Consider the following 16768-nt stretch of genomic DNA (forward strand, 5'->3'; position numbering starts at 1 on the left):
GGACACACAATATGTTAAAAGCGACTAAATTGAATGAACAGAAGTTTGCTTCTTATTCCTTAACATCAATTTAACATTCATCCATGTATAATAGGGACAACGAGGTGATTTTTAAAATGAGAATTTTAGTTGCTGAAGATGAGTTGGATTTGCAGGAAGCGATTGCTGAGGGACTTCGAATGGAAGGCTATGCAGTGGATACTTGCGATAATGGAGAAGATGCCTATGAACTGGCGTTTGTTGAAAAGTATGACTTAATTATCCTAGACTTAAATCTTCCGAAAATGGACGGATTACATGTATTAGAAAAGATAAGAGAAGAAAATAAGGATGTAAAAATATTAGTATTAAGTGCTAGAAGTAGTGTTAATGACAAAGTAAAAGGATTAGATATGGGTGCGAACGATTATTTAACGAAGCCATTTGATTTTGCGGAATTGGAAGCAAGAATAAGAAATTTAATAAGGCGGAAATTTGTGCAGGAAAATAACTTGTTAACTTGCGGAAACCTCAATATGGATTTAACAAAACGCATTTCATGTGTGGGGGAACAGGAATTACTTTTAACTAAAAAGGAATTTGCATTGCTTGAATACTTCTTGCTTCACCAAGAACAAGTAGTTAGCCAAGAAGAATTAATGGGACATGTTTGGGATCAAAATGCCGATAGTTTTAGTGGTGTGATTCGCGTTCATATTGCATCATTGCGAAAAAAATTAAAGGCGCTTTTACAGGACGATCCGATACGCACAAAGATAGGTGAGGGCTATTATATTACGAACAATGAAGGTGACGCGTAATGTTTAAAAAAATGCCCATTCGGCTGAGACTTACTGCAATGATGGTCCTATTATTAACGATTTGCTGTGTAGGACTTACCGTCATTTTAAACTTCTCTGCTGGCATCATGGCAACACGAATTGATGCCGTTGCGGTAATGCCCGCACTAGAGGTCGGTGAGAAACCCCGAGTTAATAGTAATATCCAATCGCCGCCAACTCACGCCATGATGACTACACCATCTGAAGGGGCACAACAAGCAAAAACGGCTTTTCGATTAGAAAGTGTTATTTATTTACTTTTAATTATTGTTTGTGGTGGTGCATTGACCTACTATGTTTCTGGTAAGGTGCTAAAACCACTAGATACATTAAATAGTCAAATTAAAAATCGGACGGTGCATAATTTAGCGGAAACGATGGACATTCCTCCAACGAATGATGAAATCGCGGAGCTCACGCATTCTTTTAATGAAATGACAGATAAGTTAAATGATGCTTTTATGATGCAAAGCCGCTTTACTGCCAATGCAGCCCATGAACTTCGAACGCCACTTGCCGTTTTAAAAACTAAGGTAGATGTATTTAAAAAGAAACATGTCCATTCAACCGATGAATATGATGCACTCATTACCGTTTTTGAAAAGCAAATACAACGGTTATCCGAGCTTGTTATTGCTCTTTTAGAGATGACGAATATGAATGATGAATTTGAGCATGAACCGATTTGTTTGAAGGATGTTTTACAAGAAATGATTTCTGAGCTTACTCCAATTGCCAATGAAAAAGATGTTCAATTATATTTGGATTGTGATAATAGTATTGTTTACGGCAATCCAAACTTACTTTATCGTACATTTTATAACCTTGTTGAAAATGGCATTAACTACAATATAGCTGGTGGAAACGTAAAGATTGAAGTGAAATCGAATGACAAGCAAATCATAGTTGCCATTAAAGATACTGGTATTGGGATCCCCGATGAATTGAAAAAGACGATATTTGAGCCGTTTTACCGAGTAGATACCTCACGCTCTCGTGAGACTGGTGGTGTAGGATTGGGACTATCCATTGTGCAAAGCATCCTAAAAAAACATAACGGAATGATCGCCGTGACGGATAATGAAAACGGTGGTACATGTTTCGAACTTACATTTAGTAATACAAAATAAACAATTGAAAAAGGTTTTAAAATAGCAATAGTAGATTATTAAAGTTTGCAAAAAAATCGTTTTTGTAAAGTGATTGTTAGTTCCACAATCGGACCAGATGATGTTTCAGTAGTAATAAATAGGTATTCTCTGACGTAACAAATGACAAATTTGATTTTAGAAATCAATAATCCTTTATTCGACTAACGGGCACTTTTCTGGAGTAACTAAAAAATCCAATTTCTCAATTTTTAATATTGAGAAATTGGATTTTTTAATATTATAATTTGCTTAAAGCTGGAGTAGCTAAAAATCATGTGGAATATTTCTTTACAAACAAATTTTTTTGCATTAAAAGCAACTATTTAAGCGGCTCGTGTAGTAGAACTGGGATTAGCACCAATTATCTATTTTAGGAACGGATAGTTGAATATTTGAAAGGTGACAGGTTCTAAACTAGTCAAAATTCGATAAGAACCTGGCACTCATAGAAGTATTATAGGAACTTAACTTTATCCTCTATTGGAAGGCGTGTTGTCTGATAGGCTGGTACGTTTTCTTTGCCTAGCGTAATCAGTACAATTGGGAAATAACGGTCAGTTATATTGAAGCGCTCCGAGAACTTAACTTTATCAAAGCCGCCCATAGGTCCTGTAGCATATCCCCGTTCCTTAGCGATTAACATAAATTGCATTGCAGCCAGTCCGGAATCGAATGTTGCTAAGTTCTTGCGTGCCTCTTCAGGTGCAATTGGATAGACTTTTTTTGCATTGCCCACTAGTACTTCTTTGCTGGCGTCATTAATATAACCTCTTTGAGACATACTATCATAAACAGAATCTATATTTTTATAAAATTCTTTATCTCCTAAAACTGCGATGACTGCTGAAGCCGTTTCAATCTGTTCCTGATTGTACGCAATCGCTCTCAAGTCTTTTCTCACTTCAGGATTTTGGAAAACAATAAATTCCCACGGCTGCAAATTGCTTGTGGAAGGTGCAAATGTAGCCTCTTTTAACATTTCTAGAATTTCTTCTTTCTCAATTTTAAAGTTGGGATCGTACTTTCTCACTGAACGGCGTTCTTGAATTAATGTAGAAATCTTTTCAGACAATTAAATTCCTCCTAATATTTGAACTAATCTTTAGTAAGTACAACTTCAGCGTACTTTTAGTAAGTGCAAACTGTCAAGTGTTTTGTAAAATATGGTATTATGAAAAAAGAGAATTGAGGTTTTGGCTAATGAACAGGTATGAAATAGAACGGGAGCCAAGCAATGAATCATCGTGCCGAACGTATCGGCTAGTGATTGAATTTATCGGGAAACGCTGGACCGGGATTATTATTTATCAATTATTCGAAGGACCGAAGCGTTATCACGAATTGCTTAATTCCATTGACGGTATTTCGGACAGACTGCTGTCGGAGCGATTGAAGGAATTGGAATTAGAAGGTTTGCTTAGGAAGAATGTCATTGCAGAAGCCCCGAAAAAGGTGGAGTATGAACTAACACCCCCGGGTTATGAATTCATAGAAGTATTTAAAGCGATTATGAACTGGGCGAGGAAAAAAGAAGTATTTTTGAAAGGCGAAAAGTAAGCAAAAGAGAGGTGCCGAGTCTTAGAAATAACCACCCTACGTATCAAACTATAAGTGTTTGTCACTATAGATTTCGCATTTGGCAAGCTAACAGTTAAATTCATGGGCTTGAGATATTTCAGTGACAAATAAAAGGTGATCACAAAGGGATAATGTAGTCCTAATTTTAATAAGTGTTGATTAACCTGTTCCTCCCTTAAAGGTGACATCATATATTGAAAATTATCTAAAAATTTGAAATACTATTAAAATATATATTTTTAATGAAGGGGGAACTAGTTTGACAAAAATAGCAATTATTTCAGATATTCATGGTAATTTAACTGCATTAGAAGCGGTGCTAAAGGATATTGAAAAACGTGGTGTGAACCAAATATATTGTTTAGGAGATTTGGTAGGCAAGGGGCCACGTGGTTCGGAATGTATAAAACTTGTTAGAAATCATTGCGATAAAGTCATCTATGGGAATTGGGAAGTGTTTATCCGAGATGAGACGGATAATGAAACTATTAAGTGGTTTCAAAGTCAGCTAAATGAAGATGATTTTAACTACTTGACTTCTTTACCTTTTCATATTGAATTTGAGTTAAATGGGAAACTAATTCGTTGTTTTCATGCATCACCGAGGAGTGTTTTCGAGCGAATTGCACCTGAGTATCATCCAATAGAAAAGTGTTTGTCACTTTTTGAAAATAGTGAAGAAACCGAATCTCTTCACTTAAAGCGTACGCCAGATATTGTTTTTTATGGCGATATTCACTTAACTTTTTTAAGAACTTATGAAATCGGTATCCTCTGCAATGTGGGTAGTGTAGGTTTAGATGTAATTGATGCTACATATGTGATTGTGGATGGTTCGTATGGAACTAATTCGATTAATTTTATACGTGTTCCATATGATAGAGAAGCTGAGCTTAGCGCTGCAAGGGAACTAGGAATGGTTGGGTATGAGCAATATTATAAAGAGATTATGTACGATCAATTTATGGAAACGAAATAATAATAACGGAAATATGCTGTCTAGTAGGACATGGATTTGATAGGGAAAGTTAATATGAAGCGTTTATTTTTAATTATGGCGGTAATTATGTTGATTTTATTAGCTATGTGGAATTTAACTACAGTGTCACCAAGATAGCATGTTTTCGGTTCGTTAAACTATTCAGCTCGATTATAGGGCAACACAAATATAAAATGAGGAACCTTTTTAATAAAACTAAAACTGAAATCACTAGATAAGAATCCATTTTGATTATTTTTATTCAAAACGGATTCTTTTTATTTATCTTGAACTATGGGTTTCTGAGGTGATTTTGAGCATACTTTACTTCATAGCAAGAGCTGAAACCGTTGATTCAAAGCTTTTTCCATGGAGATTTTCAAGAAAAATTTCCCTTAACATGGATTTAACATGGCTTGTTATACACTGGAGTCATCCAATAGGGGCGATACATTATTGTTTCTAAACATCATTGGATAGAAGATAAAACATTTTAGGAGGAATTTATTATGAAGAGAAAATTAACAATTACATCAGTGATTCTAGGGTTAAGCGTGGTTGCTGGATCGGCCTATGCGGCGAGCAATACCAACAGTGAGGAAGCGGGCAAAACGATTTTAGCAAGTTCAATTGAAACAATCAGTAAAGAAGAAGCAGCGAAATTGGGAATAGACATTACAGACTACGAACAAATGGCGAAAGAAAAAGGAATTACAGTAGAGAAGTTATTTGAACAACTTGAAAAAGAAGGCAAAATGACAAAAGCAGTTCAAACTACGGAAGCAGTAAATGGTGAGAACACAAAAGAATCAATGGAATTCACAGATTCTAGTGAACCGGTAAACTTAGAAGAAATGGCAAAAGAAAAAGGAATCACAGTAGAGAAGTTAATTGCACAGCTTGAAAAAGAAGGTAAGTTAACAAAAGCCGCTAAAACTACGGAAGCCGTAAAATCAGACAATACGGTTAACTTAGACGAAATGGCGAAAGAAAAAGGAATCACAGTAGAGAAACTAATTGCGCAACTTGAAAAAGAAGGTAAGTTAACAAAAGCTGCAGACTTAACAGAAGCAACAGAAGCAGTACCAGCAAAAACAAGCGATAAGTAATTTATGAAAAAGGCTTTGAGTGGCAGTTGAAACTGTTGATTCAAAGTTTTTTTTATGCGAATTTTCAAGAATTAATCCCCTTAACAAGAAATTAACATCGTTTGTTATATACTAGTGACATCCAATTGAATTGGTTACTTTTAAAAATGTGATGAAGAACAGGTGGGAAAAATAAATGTTTGAACTAAGGAATGTATCAAAAAAATATAACGGTGAAATCACTTTGAATAATATTTCAGTTAAGCTAGGAAAAGGCCTCAATTTTATTGTCGGTGCTTCGGGTAGCGGAAAAACGACTTTGCTAAAAATTATAAGTGGGATGGAAAAGGATTTTGACGGGGATGTTACTTATGGTGGCAGAGACATTAAAGCACTAACAGAACAGGAAAAAAGTTACTTTTATAACAACGCGTTTGGTTTTGTCTGGCAGGATTTTAATTTACTAGAGGATTTAACCGTGCTTGAAAATGTTGTGCTACCACAGTACATAAAAGATGCGCAAAATATAAAACATGCCGAGAAAATACTGAAAGAACTTAAAATTTCTGATTATGCCAATCAAAAAGTGAAAAATCTTTCAGGCGGACAAAAGCAGCGAGTAGCTATTGCACGAGAACTGATGAAAAATCCACAAGTTGTAATTGCGGACGAGCCAACGAGTGCATTAGATGAAAAAAACGCTAAAGTGACGATGGACATTTTAAGAGAAATTTCTAAAACTAAAACCGTCATCATTGTTACGCATGATACCTCTTTGATTAGCAATAAAGACAATGTTTTTGAGCTTGATAAAGGTGAAATCGATTCGAAGGTGGGCAATCATCTTGTCGAAACGCCAGAACTTAGCATGTACAATCAGCATAGCCTATCCATTAAAAATGCTTTTACTATGGCGCGAACTGGGGTAAAAAGAAAAATTGGTCGATTTACAGTAGCGACACTTTCTATTATGATGGCGGCCCTCTTATTGCTTACAACACTCGGTGGAGCCATTAACAACAGTAGTCAAGAAGCGTTCAATGAATTATTTGAAACGTATGGCGAAGGAGTTTTAGACGTTAGTATTGTTGGAAGCTTTATGAGTGCAGCTGGGTCAGATGGCGGTGGAAATGATCAACCAAATGCAGATGTAACGCAAAATATTGACGGCTTGTATGACACATATGCAAAAGATAAGCGTGTTGACTTTACAGCCTTTTTACAAGCTATGAATGAAATCTCGATTACTGTTGACGGGGTAAATTACGATGTGGCAAGTACGGGTAGCGCACCTTCAATCAATAAACTCGTAGCGGGGAAAATGCCTTTAGGATCGGATGATGAAGTAGTTGTCCCAGAAAGCTTTGTCAAATCATTAGGCATTAAGAATGATCAAGCAATTGGCAAAGAAATTGAATTTAGCACTTCCATGTATAATTGGGATACAGGTAGTCCTGTACTGAAAGAAGCTAAAATCAATGTAAAAGTCGTTGGTGTAGCGGATACGACCGTTTTCTATGATTATGAAGGGAAAATGATGGAATACAGTGTAGATGACGCCTTCTTTTTCAGCAAAACAGCATTGGAACAATTGAGAAATCAAGCGGATATAACGGATAATGAATCCAATTTCGTTATTCGAGCAAAAACACCAGCTGATATGATTGCCATTAAGGATGAACTAAACGAAAATGGTATCGTTCCACTTGGTAGATTTGAGCTAGTGGAAGACATTATACGTTTAAATGACCAAACAACGGAGCAAACAGGTGCTGCAAGTTCGATTATCGGATTTTTAGCTATTGTGATGGTTACAGCCATTTTCCTAATTACGGGCGTTATGAGAAAACGAGAATACGCAATTTATAAAGTGAGCGGATTCAACAACAATCATTTACACCTACTGAATTTAGCGGAAACGATTTTCTTAGCGATTACTGGTATTGTACTCTTGCTCGTAACATCTCCACTAATTAATACAGCAACTGAAGCCATGTTTTCTGTCAATATTTTGAATGCGAAAATGCTATTTAAAGGTGTACTTCTCATTCTAGGTGTTGCAGTTATCGCGTATGTTATTACACTATTAACGTATGTAAAAACTAATATTACAACAGCTTTAAAACAGGGTGACCGATAATGATACAAATTAACAATCTTACAAAAACGTATGGTAACGCGCAAATATTTGATGACACAAGCTTTACGTTTCCAAATAGGGGGTTAGTGTGCTTACTTGGTGCATCTGGCAGTGGCAAAAGCACATTGCTCAATATGCTTGCAGGCTTTGATAGTGATTACAGTGGTGATCTAACGGTTAATGGCACATCCATTAGTAAAATGAATGCAGACGAGCTGTGTACTTATCGCAGAGATAATATCGGCTTTATTTTCCAAAACTATCATTTGTTAAGTGGCTATACGGTGCTTGAAAATATTCTGCTTCATTGTGAGCTTAATAGTTTAGATGAACAAAGCAATGTCGAGAGTGCCATGGAATTATTAAACCGACTCGGACTCGCGGAAAAAGCGAATGAGAAATCCGAAAATTTATCAGGCGGTCAAAAGCAAAGGGTTGCGATTGCAAGAGCTTTAATTAGTAATCCAAGCATCATCTTAGCTGATGAGCCAACAGGTGCGCTTGACCGTCGCAATTCTACTGAAATGATGACTTTGTTAAAAGAGATTGCAAAAGATCGATTAGTGATCGTCATTACGCACGATCAAAAAATATGTGAATTCGCTGATGATGTGATCTCGATTGTACATGCGAAAATCGTCGGAAAAGATGCCAACTCGCAAGAAGAGCAAGCAGGCGTACAAAGCCTCAAAATGAACCGAGCTGTAAAAGTAGCCTCTTTCAAAAGAGGGGTAAAAAATTTCAAAGTGCATTTTAAACGTTATATGGCGGTCAGTTTAGCGATTTCTATTGGGATTTTTTGCTTTATGCTGAGTTTGTCATCGGGCAATATGTTGCAACAATCAATAGAGGATTTCAAGGGGAAAAATACAGCTTACAACAATGGCTATATTAAAACTGAGGACGATGAAAAGGTTTTAGATTTACTGGAATCCGATGAACGACTCGAAAATGTTTACGTCCAACATAAGATTACCGATGTTCAATTAACGATGGGTGACAAAAACGAAACAATGACTGAAAAATACCCGATGCCTAAAGCAACGGAAAGTATGTCTTACGGCACAATGCCAAAAAAAGAGGCAAACGAAATTTCTCTAAGCCCAAGTTTGGCCAAAAAGTTTGCAAGTACGATAAGTGATTTAGTAGGGAAAGAAATAACACTTACTTTTAACAATCAAGCATATAAGCTAACTGTCAGCGGTATTTATAATGCAGGCTATGATGACTTTTTTGTAAGCTCCGATATTGAACAGGGGTTTTATACCGATAAGGATGAGCCTGTCTATTCCATCAGCTATGATGTAAAGGACTTTGAAAATATTGTATCTGTGAGTCAAATGCTTCAAGAAAATAAAATTGACAGTAAAAACGCAGCGAATGAAGTAGGTGCATTGCAAAGTACATTCAAAAGTTTAAGTCGCCTATTCCTGACGATTTCAATTTTGATTTTAGCAATCGGTTTGTTCATCAGCTCCGTATTACTTGTGAAGCTACAAAATTCAAGATATAAGGAATTGGGGCTATTAGCTGCATTAGGCTTTAATAAAAGCACGATACAAAAAATGATCTTGAGTGAAAATGTTCTATTATCCGCAATGGCTGCGATTTTCAATGCTGTTCTTTTCGTAGGGGCCTATTTCATTGCTAAGATTTTCGATGTAGCAATTAGCATTTCACCGTTGCAAATGTTCGTTTCAATAGCAGCGACAGGGCTTGTAGTTGTCATCTTTAGTATTATCGCAAGCTATAAACTGATCAACACTGAGCCTGCTGTTGCATTAAGGAAGTAAAGCAACGCCTTTTAACGTGAAAAAGAAAGATGAAGTACCACTTTAACATTAGTCACGGTTATTTAATTTATAGCTTTGTTAAAAAGATTAACAAAAACCATCTCACCTCTATAGATTTTATAGAAGGACGATGGTTTTTTTTTGGCTATTTATGCTAGTGTTACTACGATTGTGAAGAAGCGTTTTTAGAATGGAGTTCTTTACTCTCAAAACAAGATTTAAGAAAATTAAGTTAGATCACAACCGTGCTGAATGAATTACTTAATTGAAATTGTTATTGATAAAATCTAAAGTGGATGCGTATTTTTTAATTTCATGGTCTTTAAATCTAATTCCATCATCTGAACTAACTTCTATAAAATTGTATTCGACCAAAGCTTTTGGTGTAATCGTCTTTTCGAATAAATTGAAAATAGAGTTCAAATCTTTTTCTAGATTGAGATTCGTTTTAGTTAGGCTGTTATCTTTGAAATATACTGTTACAAAAATATGGGTACATGCCCACTTTTTCATTAAATCCCCAACAATTAAACCAATAATCGCTATATTCGGAATCAAAAGTGAATCGATCATTTTCAATTTTCTCTTTTTCAGATTCCCATTTTTTATTTTCATAAAAACTAGCAATGGTTGAGTTAGTTTGTTTCATTTTCAGCAAAAATTCATCTTTTGTATTTACATCCTTCAATGCCTTCATTTCGAATACAAAGGATCCACTTTCATGATTTGGTCTCATATCTGAGACAATAATCATGTCAAATAACGCCCCGCTTTGTTTTATTAATTTATATAATTCGAATAAGCGGTCTAAATCTTTTTCTTCAAAAATTTTTATTTCCATAGGAAGGGTAGAATATAAAAGACCCCAAATTTCTTTTCCTTCCTCCCCGAAAAACACTCTATTTTCATTATTGAATGATTCGCTAAATCCAAGTTTTTTGATATCTGGAATAACTTTATCTAATTTATGCAGTTCCGTATCCGCTGCTAATGCAGTTGTATAATTGTCCCTGATTAAATGCTTACCTCTGTAATTAAGATCAGGATCATCTTCCGTTAAATACGATTCTACAACGACAGAAAATTCCATTTTTTGATGGTCAACAGGAGAGACAACGTATAAATCCTCGCCTAATTCTAACAAATTTTTATTTGAATTTTTTATTACAATGTCAATTCCGTATGTATCTTTCACATAATCCTTTATTAATTGATTGTTTGAAAGTGAACTACATGCACCTAAAATCATTACTAAAAATAAAGAAAACATCGCAAATACTTTTTTCAATTTTTGTCCCCCAATTTATATTGTAAAATTACAAAGTAATTATAGCAGAGGAATATCTTTTTCAATAAAATTTCAATAATTTGAAAAAGCATAATGGAAAGGCTCTAAAATATAGTGACAAAAACACTTGGATAATTATCTTGAATTGTTCCATCGGTTAGCTGCTCCGTTTCAATACTTCTCTTCACTTATTTTTTGCTATAAAGTGGGAATTGGCTATAAAAAATTATTAATAGAATGTTACGTTTTGAGATATGAATCGTTTATTTAACTGGATAGATTAAATGGGGGAAGTGAATTGGATGTGAAGTTTGTTGAATTGTATGATGCTTATTTTGATGATATTTATCGGTATGTGTATGTGAAGACGAGTAATAAATGGGAAACAGAAGATTTGGTGAGTGAGGTGTTTCGGAAGGCGTTTGAAAAGTTTTCTTTGTTGGAAGGGCATCAGAATGATAAGGCATGGCTGTTTACGATCGCGAGGAATACGGTCATTGATTACTATCGGAAAAATAAAAGTGTGCTATTGGGAGATAATTTCGAACAGTATTTGAGTCCGCTTCCATTTGAAGATCCGTTTGATGGCAAAACGGAGAAGGAATGTTTACAGAGAAGCTTAAAGCATTTATCAGACGGAGATTTAGAAATTACGGAGTTACGGTATTTTGCGGATTTGAAATTTAAAGAGATGGCGGTCATTTTGAAAAAAGAGGAAGGTTCTCTTCGTGTGAAGTCTAATCGTATTACCAAAAAATTGGGTGTTTTAGTAAGGAAGTGTTTGGGGGGATTATGATGGAAAACGAAAAAATAGAGAAGACACTTTACGAGTTAAGAAATGAGATTGAAGTTGACACGGATTTAAAAAAACAATTGCGTAAAACATTTGTGAAGAAAAGTAGGGCGAGGAAATGGAAGCATGCATGGATTCCTTTACTTGCGGCAGCTAGCTTGTTTTTAGCCTTTTTATTGTCGAATGAACAAATGCCACACGTGAAGGCAAGTTCATTAAAGATTACGAATGCCATTTCGTTTCTCGATATTGGAAGCGGAGAGATAACGGCCTATACGTATCATGATGGACGGTTGTATCTTTCATTAGAGGGCAAAGGTATTTTTGTTTATGAAAATGAATTGAAACAAATTTTAGATGATACCGCGGATAGTTTTAGTCGTTCATCTAAAGGGGAGAAGCTACTTTTTACGTATGATGGAGATGTATTTTTATTTGATGTGAAAACGACGAAATCGGAAAAAGTGCTAGCTGGAACTTCAGATTCTAGTTATGTTTATCCAGAATGGAAAGATAAGAACCATATCTATTTAACAAAAGTAACGGATAAGGAAAAACAAATTGTAGAAGTGAATGTGCAAACCAAGGAAGAGACCTTTATTGTAAGTGGAGAAATGGCTTCTTTTGTGGAGAAGGATCAAAAATTGGTCTTCGAGCGCCATGGAGAAATTATTATTTATAACGTAAAGAATGGACAAGAAACCGTTGTGGATCGTGGTAAGAATCCATCTGTTACAAACGGTGGCAATTACATTTCGTATGTGAAAGAGCATTCCGGGTTTGAAGATGTATGGATTTCGGATATGGATTTGGAAACAAAAAATATGGTCACGACAAATCCATCCCCTCGCTTAGAGCCTTTTGATAAAGGGATGTATCATTATCAATTTCCTATTTGGGGTAAGGACGAACGTACATTGTATGTTATGAAAAAGAGAAACGATGTTGACAACGGACCTGCAAAAATTATGAAAATCGAATTGAGTGACCAATCGAGTACAGAGATTGAAACGGTGCAAAGTTATTTACAAGCTTTGATGGTGCGAGATGATGACTTTGCAAAAAGTTTACTAAAAGACCCTCCGGAATTTTTAACGTATTCGAATCCTAAACAGATTGGTTTTCAAATATTTGAGACGACAAAAAATGAACAGTCTACTTCAGTAAAAGCGGAAGTGTATTGGACAGATACAGCTCTTCCTTATTATAAAGTGTCCACGTATGACTTTACTCTTATGAAGGAAAATGAGCGATATGTGATTGAAACGGTGAAAGAGCTATCTGCCATAGAACTTTTGCCAAATGAACGAAACGAAATTGAATTAGTGAAGGATGGCAAAGGGGAGGTACTTTTTTCTATACAAGACATTCCTCAATCATATACTCAAACGGAAAATATTCGTTTTAGTTCCTTGCTCCGTACACATGATGAGAAAAACGTTATTTTTAGTTTACAGGGAATGGATGAACCGAGTGACGTAACTTTGCTTTCTTTCAATTGTGAAACAAAAGCCTTCAACTTGTTAGCTAAACTTGAAGGTGGCATTATGGAGAAAGTTGCACTTGATGCTACTGGACGCTATGTAACTACCGACTATTCTACCGACGCTTTTGATTCTAAATTGGTCATCTTTGATTTAGAAAAAGGAAAGCGAACAGACTTTACTAACGTCCATTCGGTATTCTGGAAGGGAGACAAACTCATCCTAGAGGAAGTCGCGGAAACACATTCTATGTACTATCAGTTTGATCCACAAACGGGAAGTAAAATAAATTACTAAGTTAACTTAATTTTTGCGGGAAAATCAGAAAGCAATCCTTGATTTCGTTTTATAGTTACAAATTTTCGTGTCAAAAGTAACGATCATTAGTATTTTCGCAAGCTATAAATTGATTAACACCGAGCTTGCTGCTGCCTTGAGGAAATAATGTAAACAATCCAATCTAAAAAAGACTAATTATAACCATCTCACTTCGATTGTTTTTATAGAAGTGAGGTGGTTTTTTTGTTGGATATTCATGTTAATATTTACTTGGATTGTAAAATAGATACAAGGTGATAACCGCGTTCGCTGAATTGGGTTATCTACATATTTATATCAAAATAGAATTCATTAATAGTGGACCTAAATTTGGGAATAGCAAATGAAATTAAAAACTGCTTTTTATTAAACTTCACGAGAGTTGGTGATCTATTCAACTCTTTTTTCATTCTATTTTTTAATTGTGCATCCTAAGTAGCCTTATCGTCGCCTAAAAGGTAGAAAACAGTAAAGGAGGTTTTCCTCATGGATCAAGAAGCACTAATGACACGGATTCGGAACGGTGAGGACGAAGCTTTTGCTCAACTAGTCAATCCATTGATTGAAAAGGGGTACAGAACCAGTTTCGGTATTCTCAATTCGAAGGAAATGGCAGAGGAGGTTGTCCAAACTGCACTAATTGAGGTATATCGGGACATTATGAGTGGAAAAGATATCATTTATTTTAGCACCTGGTTTTATAAATTGGTCTCGCACCGTTCAATTGATGCATGGAGAAAGAAGAGCCGCGAGAAGGAATTACCGCTTGAAATCGATGTGGTGACAGACGATTATGGCACGATGGAAAGTGTGCTAAAAGAGGAAACCGAAATTGAGATAAAAAATGGTATTTCATCCCTTGATAACAGCGACTATAGGAACGTCCTCATACTCTACTATTACCAAGATTTAGACATTCAGGAAATCTCAGATTTGTTGGGGCTGAAAAGTTCGACGGTCAAATCCCACCTTCGCAGAGCGAGGAACGCTTTGAAAAAAAGGTTGATCGAAAATCAATTTATAGGGGTGAATCCACAATGAAAATTGATGAATCGTTGAAGAAAGAAATCAATGAAGAGATGGAAAAAATCCAGGTACCATCTTCAATGTACGAATTTGCTAAAAATATTAAGGAAGAGTCAGAAAAAAGAACGGATATTAAAAAATCCACAGTAAGAAAAAGAGGTTGGAGAAAATCCCAGTTTGCAGTTGCAGCTGTTATTAGTCTTGGCGTTCTAACGGGTTCCGCATTCTTGAATCCAACAATGGCTGAAGTAGTATCAAAAATCCCATATTTAGGGCAAATATTCCAAAAACCTATCCCTGAAATAATTTGGGGAGTGTTGGAAAAAGAAGGGTATAAAACGGCGGGAATTGGCATGGGTATATGGGAAGGGAAGCCACAGTTTGACATACAGCTGCAAGGGACGGAAGAATACGTCAATCAAGAAAGGAAAAAAGTATTAACTATTTTGACTGAAACTTTAGATAAAAAGGGCTATGATAACTACGAGTTAAAGGTTTCTGATGTGAAAGAGGTATCTCCTGTGCTCGCTGAGATAATAAAACAACGGGGTGAACTTGGTGATAAGCTAATGCGGGATTTACAAGTTGCAGGCTATACAATTATGAATGTTATCGCATATAGTCCTGTAGTTGAAGTGTACATCCCGATAGCCGATGAGAATATGAAAGTAGAAATCTACAAGGCAGCGATTGAGATTTTGGAAAAAAACGGTACACCGAAACAGGTGCAGGTTATAACTCGAGACGTTTCGGAGGAAGAAATTGAGATAATGTGGAAGCCTCTCATGTTGAGCATTGAAGAAGAGTTTTTCCTAAAAAAAGAGTACAGGGTAGCTGACATTAAATATTCCTACAAGCTTGAAAAAGTGACTATTACCATTAGGACAAACATGAAATCGACGGATGTAAAGTCTAATGAGACAGTAACCAAAATTCGAAAAAGAATTACTGAGTTCCTGGATAGTGAAGAAGTAAAAATAAGGACAGAGAATCAAAAATATGAGCTAATTGTCCAAGACAAGAACGGCATTGATTTTCCCTTTTAAAAGATATGTTATATAAGTTCAAGAAAAAAATCTATTCCTTAATTGTAAGAATTCATATAAAGCATGCACTAGTTTTCTTTCTAAAAAGATGTATACGAGATTGGATGGGCCTTCAATCCGAAATATAATAATAAAGCATATGTTACTGAAGCAGCAAAAGTGGTTTTACAATATGGATTCCAGTCGGAAATGAGTGGTGGAGGAGTATTATTACGCTATTTTAGAAGAAGGATCAATTATTATTTTAGAATATAGAATGTAAAAAGATGCCCAAAACTAAATTGAGGGCATCTTTTTCATATTGTTTTGCACAGCACGAGCTGCCTAGTGGGGCCACAACCGGTCATGTAATGTCCTACCTGAACCAGACTCTAGGATTTGAAAGAGCGTTAAAGTTTAAACGTTGTACTTTAATGGAAGAAGAGCTTTGATAGTTGAACGTTTAACTGTAAGCATTGATCGTTGAACTTTCCAATCTGTTTGCAAAAGTTGCATTGTTTTTATAGGTTATGTGGCTTGTTAGATTGTTTTAACTCGCGGGAAAGCCACGAAACGCGAGCGACGTTACGTTTGCTGTTTTCGCTAGGCTATGCAAATAAATAAACTATAGTTCAATAAACGTTGTAGCGTTTGATTCGGATAAAACTGCATCTACCTCAGATTCAAATTCTTCAATTTGTGCAGTTAACATATCAATAATTTTTTTGACATTCATTGGATCAATAAGTTCGTACTCATTACGCTTCATGAATGTTTCGGTATGTAATTGAACCTCGTCAGGTGATTGTTTGTCCTTATTACCAAGGATGTTGACTAAATACGTTTCAAGTTTTTCAGGCAGTGCCTCGTTCGCTTCTGTTACTTGTGTAATGGCCCGTTGATATTGTCTACGTAATTTTTCGACAACTTCCTTTTCAAATTGAATGGACTGCTTGCGCTCGATTGCCTCAGCTACTGTCATTGTTACTGCGCCAACTTGTACGCTTGTTTGCGCATTCGATGCAACAACAAGCGCCTTTAAGCGGTTACGATACGCGATAAGGCTAATTACTTTGTCATATGAGCCTTGCATATCCTTTTTAAACTCTTCAATTGGCATCCCGTCAATTTTTTCGTTGCTTTTACGGTTAGAGCGGACGAGTACAACATTTTTAGTAGCAGCGTCAATGCGCTCGTTTAGCATTTTTAACTCAGATAGTGCGCGGTGTAGCGATAGTCTTTTCGTTTCCATAGCGTACCTCACTTTTATGAATTTATGTATTT

15 protein-coding genes and 1 pseudogene are annotated in these 16768 nt (G+C 35.8%); 12 read left to right on the forward strand and 4 right to left on the reverse strand.

Going from position 1 to position 16768, the window contains the following annotated elements:
• The first annotated feature begins 116 nt into the window (after positions 1-116).
• Positions 117-800, forward strand: a complete 684-nt coding sequence (locus ACQKIH_RS06840) for a response regulator transcription factor (protein ID WP_427764377.1) — start codon at positions 117-119, stop codon at positions 798-800.
• The gene (locus tag ACQKIH_RS06845) at positions 800-1951 is read left to right on the forward strand and encodes a sensor histidine kinase (protein ID WP_427764379.1); all 1152 of its coding nucleotides are present in this window, start codon (positions 800-802) and stop codon (positions 1949-1951) included. Before ACQKIH_RS06840 ends, ACQKIH_RS06845 begins: the two co-directional genes overlap by 1 nt.
• 475 nt (positions 1952-2426) lie before the next feature.
• On the opposite strand, the gene ACQKIH_RS06850 is transcribed toward ACQKIH_RS06845, so the two are convergent.
• Positions 2427-3044, reverse strand: a complete 618-nt coding sequence (locus ACQKIH_RS06850; RefSeq protein WP_427764382.1) for a nitroreductase family protein — start codon at positions 3042-3044, stop codon at positions 2427-2429.
• A gap of 128 nt (positions 3045-3172) precedes the next feature.
• Here ACQKIH_RS06850 and ACQKIH_RS06855 point away from each other — a divergent pair, with 128 nt between their 5' ends.
• From ACQKIH_RS06855 to ACQKIH_RS06875, 5 genes are all read left to right on the forward strand, one after another.
• Entirely contained in the window at positions 3173-3529 is a 357-nt protein-coding gene (locus ACQKIH_RS06855) for a winged helix-turn-helix transcriptional regulator (RefSeq protein ID WP_427764385.1), read from the forward strand.
• 280 nt (positions 3530-3809) lie between these two features.
• Positions 3810-4529: a metallophosphoesterase family protein gene (locus ACQKIH_RS06860; protein ID WP_427764388.1), complete on the forward strand. Its 720-nt coding sequence runs from the start codon at positions 3810-3812 to the stop codon at positions 4527-4529.
• A 509-nt stretch (positions 4530-5038) separates the two neighbouring features.
• The gene (locus ACQKIH_RS06865) at positions 5039-5638 is read left to right on the forward strand and encodes a hypothetical protein (RefSeq protein WP_427764391.1); all 600 of its coding nucleotides are present in this window, start codon (positions 5039-5041) and stop codon (positions 5636-5638) included.
• Between the two features lie 175 nt (positions 5639-5813).
• A complete protein-coding gene (locus ACQKIH_RS06870) occupies positions 5814-7757 on the forward strand; it encodes an ABC transporter ATP-binding protein/permease (RefSeq protein ID WP_427764393.1) in 1944 nt (647 codons plus the stop codon).
• The gene (locus ACQKIH_RS06875; protein ID WP_427764396.1) at positions 7757-9550 is read left to right on the forward strand and encodes an ABC transporter ATP-binding protein/permease; all 1794 of its coding nucleotides are present in this window, start codon (positions 7757-7759) and stop codon (positions 9548-9550) included. The genes ACQKIH_RS06870 and ACQKIH_RS06875 overlap by 1 nt, the downstream gene beginning before the upstream one ends.
• A 261-nt stretch (positions 9551-9811) precedes the next feature.
• Here ACQKIH_RS06875 and ACQKIH_RS06880 read toward each other — a convergent pair whose 3' ends face one another.
• Positions 9812-10063 carry a hypothetical protein gene (locus tag ACQKIH_RS06880; protein ID WP_427764398.1) on the reverse strand — a complete coding sequence of 84 codons (252 nt, stop codon included), beginning with the start codon at positions 10061-10063 and terminating at the stop codon, positions 9812-9814.
• Positions 10011-10838, reverse strand: coding sequence for a hypothetical protein (locus ACQKIH_RS06885; protein ID WP_427764400.1), 828 nt, complete (start codon positions 10836-10838; stop codon positions 10011-10013). Before ACQKIH_RS06885 ends, ACQKIH_RS06880 begins: the two co-directional genes overlap by 53 nt.
• Before the next feature lie 304 nt (positions 10839-11142).
• Between ACQKIH_RS06885 and ACQKIH_RS06890 the strand changes: the two genes are divergently transcribed.
• The 5 genes and pseudogenes from ACQKIH_RS06890 to ACQKIH_RS06910 all read left to right on the forward strand — a co-directional run.
• Positions 11143-11634, forward strand: coding sequence for an RNA polymerase sigma factor (locus ACQKIH_RS06890; protein WP_427764710.1), 492 nt, complete (start codon positions 11143-11145; stop codon positions 11632-11634).
• A complete protein-coding gene (locus ACQKIH_RS06895; RefSeq protein WP_427764403.1) occupies positions 11634-13412 on the forward strand; it encodes a hypothetical protein in 1779 nt (592 codons plus the stop codon). The genes ACQKIH_RS06890 and ACQKIH_RS06895 overlap by 1 nt, the downstream gene beginning before the upstream one ends.
• Before the next feature lie 507 nt (positions 13413-13919).
• On the forward strand, positions 13920-14474 hold the full coding sequence (locus ACQKIH_RS06900; RefSeq protein WP_427764405.1) for an RNA polymerase sigma factor: 555 nt from the start codon (positions 13920-13922) through the stop codon (positions 14472-14474).
• Complete coding sequence (locus ACQKIH_RS06905; RefSeq protein WP_427764407.1) at positions 14471-15505, forward strand: DUF4179 domain-containing protein; 1035 nt, start codon at positions 14471-14473, stop codon at positions 15503-15505. Before ACQKIH_RS06900 ends, ACQKIH_RS06905 begins: the two co-directional genes overlap by 4 nt.
• A 93-nt stretch (positions 15506-15598) precedes the next feature.
• Positions 15599-15688 (forward strand): annotated as a pseudogene (locus ACQKIH_RS06910) (GNAT family N-acetyltransferase); the annotation flags it as partial.
• A 421-nt stretch (positions 15689-16109) separates the two neighbouring features.
• Here the strand turns inward: ACQKIH_RS06910 and ACQKIH_RS06915 are convergent.
• Positions 16110-16736 (reverse strand): hypothetical protein, encoded by a 627-nt coding sequence (locus tag ACQKIH_RS06915; RefSeq protein WP_427764410.1) that lies wholly within the window; start codon positions 16734-16736, stop codon positions 16110-16112.
• Between the last annotated feature and the right edge of the window lie 32 nt (positions 16737-16768).

This window comes from Solibacillus cecembensis (assembly GCF_050272495.1).
Classification (GTDB): domain Bacteria; phylum Bacillota; class Bacilli; order Bacillales_A; family Planococcaceae; genus Solibacillus; species Solibacillus cecembensis.